The sequence below is a fragment of the Limnospira sp. PMC 289.06 genome, from assembly GCF_032350395.1.
GTDB classification, from domain to species: Bacteria; Cyanobacteriota; Cyanobacteriia; order Cyanobacteriales; family Microcoleaceae; genus Limnospira; species Limnospira platensis.
This window is the reverse complement of the sequence record NZ_JARPLC010000244.1, coordinates 1-2,706: the sequence shown is the minus strand read 5'-3', so window position 1 is coordinate 2,706 and position 2,706 is coordinate 1. Positions and strand designations below refer to the sequence as shown.

The following is a 2,706-nucleotide window of genomic DNA, read 5'->3' as shown; positions in this document are numbered from 1 at the left end:
CCAGGCGGTTATTTCGGGTATCTCAACCCTATTTCATGCCTGAACGTCTCGCACCCCTGATATTGAATCATAGCAGGTTTTAACCGTTCCCGGCTAAAAATCAGCAAAGTTAGCGAGCGCAAATTGTAGTCGGCTTTGGGTTTCCGCCACCGTCAAGGTCCCCAATTCTCCTAGTGCGCGGGTACGGATACTGAGACTATTAGACTCCACTTCCTTAGCCCCCACCACAGCCATAACTGGGACTTTAGCCTTTTCTGCATTACGAATCATTTTACCCAAGCGATCGTGACTGTGATCAGCTTCCGCGCGAATATCAAGCGATCGCCATTTTTCAGCCACAGACTCCACAAAAGGCAAAAACTCGTCACTAACAGGTAACAACCGCACCATTACCGGAGCCAACCATAGGGGAAAATCCCCCGTATACTCCTCAATCAAAATCCCGATCAACCGTTCCAGGGACCCAAAGGGGGCGCGGTGAATCATCACCGGGCGCTGGCGGGTTCCATCTTCGGCCACATATTCGAGATCAAACCTTTCTGGTAAATTATAATCCACCTGAACCGTTCCTAACTGCCATTCTCGTTCCAAAGCATCCTGAACAATAAAATCCAACTTAGGACCATAAAAGGCAGCCTCACCAATACCCTCAAAATAATTCATTCCCAGAGTTTCCACCGCGCGGCGGATCGCATTTTCTGCCTTTTCCCAGGCTTGGTCTGAACCGATATATTTATCAGAATTAGGGTCACGGAAACTCAAACGGGCTTTAAAGGACTGATCCAACTTGAGTTTTTTGAGGACAGACTGAATCAGATCAACCACCTTGAGAAACTCATCATCCAACTGTTCCGGGGTAACAAACAGGTGAGCATCATCTTGGGTAAAGCCGCGCACACGGGTTAATCCTCCCAATTCCCCCGACTGTTCGTAGCGGTAAACCGTCCCAAATTCAGCCAAACGGATGGGCAATTCCCTATAGGAGCGTAGACTAGATTTATAAATTTGTACATGGAAGGGGCAGTTCATAGCCTTGAGGACAAACCCCTCGTCCTCTGATTCTCCCATCATGGGAAAGAGGTCTTCGCGGTATTTTTGCCAGTGACCAGAGGTTTTAAACAAATTGACCCGCCCCAAATGGGGGGTAACCACTGGTTGATATCCCCGCCGCACCTGTTCTCGTTTAAGGAAGTCCTCAAGGGTTGTCCTCAGAATTGTACCTTTAGGAGTCCACAGAGGTAGCCCCGGACCCACTTGATCGGAAAATATAAATAGTCCTAATTCTTTCCCTAAACGGCGGTGGTCTCGTCTGAGAGCTTCTTCTTTCCGGCGTTTATATTCTGCGAGTTGTTCTGGGGTTTCCCAGGCTGTACCGTAAATGCGTTGGAGTTGAGCTTTGGTTTCGTCTCCCCGCCAATAGGCTCCCGCCACGCTTTCTAATTCGATCGCTTTTGGGTTAATATCTCCGGTAGTTTCAACGTGAGGTCCGGCGCATAAATCCCACCATTGATCGCCCAGATGGTAAATGGTAATTGGTTCCGTTAGGTCAGCCAGGATTTCTAGCTTGTAGGGTTCTCCTAGGGTTTCAATGCGCCGTTGGGCTTCTTCCCGGCTAACTTCCTCCCGGATAACGGGTAGTTTCCGCTTGAGGATTTTTACCATCTCTTTTTTGATGGCTTTTAGGTCTTGTTCCGTAAAAGGTTCCGGGCTATCAAAGTCATAGTAGAAGCCGTTTTCAATCCATGGTCCTATAGTTACTTGAGCCTTGGGAAACAACTTCTGGACTGCCATAGCCATTACATGAGAAGTGGTGTGGCGAATCCTTTTTAGTTGATCAGATTGGCTGGTTTTGGGAAGATGGATTTTTTGGGGCTGTTCTGAAGTTGCCTGTGAATTTTCGATAGCCATCGAGCATCAATTTGTGAATTGGTTGTTTGTACCGGCTTAGGTTGCTGGTCAGCTTGACCCAGACTCCAAGCCTTTCGGGGAAGGAGACGATCGCCATCGGACCAGGCTCTAGCCTTCCCATCGGATGAGCCTATTGTAGCTAAACTAGGGTAGATATGCTCAAATTTATCTTGACAGTTTGTGGGACCATATCCTAAAACTTTTGTTAAGAAAATTGTTAAGAATTGTAAAGAGTGTTAATATATTGACTAAGTGCGAGACGTTCAGGCATGAAATAGGGTTTCAATACCCGAAATAACCGCCTGGTGAGAATTTCAACCCCTTGGTTGAATATAAGGAACGCACTCCTGAGCATCCTCATAACTGTTTATATGTCCCAACGATTAGTATCCTACGATACAAAATCAAGGCAGGGAACCCAAGGTCAATACACTCTGTAACATTTCGTAACAATTCTTAACATAACGGAAACGTGACGAAACAGAGATGAGGGTAACGGCGATAGCCACCCCCAGTTTCAGGACCCACAACCCTAGAATTGAAGCGGGGAACGGAAGGCTCCGAGGTGTAACCCAACACCAGAATCGAGACCACTGCCAACCATCCATGATTAGGGAAACCGAATGTCCGGCTTGAACCATCGTCAATATAAAGTAGCGAAATAGGTTGATACGCTACGCTCAAAAGAGTAAGGGGAAAAGTAGGAGGATATTTTAACTACCTACACAGACCTTTAAAGTACCTCGGTGGAAAGGACAAATCTAAAGATGGAATGCCCATATAAACGGAACGTTTTAA

General features: G+C 46.8%; 1 protein-coding gene. It reads right to left on the bottom strand.

Translation table 11 applies throughout. From position 1 onward, the window contains the following. Positions 1–93: 93 nt before the first annotated feature. A complete protein-coding gene (thrS, locus tag P5674_RS24065) occupies positions 94–1,908 on the bottom strand; it encodes a threonine--tRNA ligase (protein ID WP_006616117.1) in 1,815 nt (604 codons plus the stop codon). Between the last annotated feature and the right edge of the window lie 798 nt (positions 1,909–2,706).

What these genes read in the sequence shown, in the direction of transcription:
- thrS (WP_006616117.1), bottom strand. Translation starts at nt 1,908, where the DNA reads ATGGCTATCGAAAATTCACAGGCAACTTCAGAACAGCCCCAAAAAATC.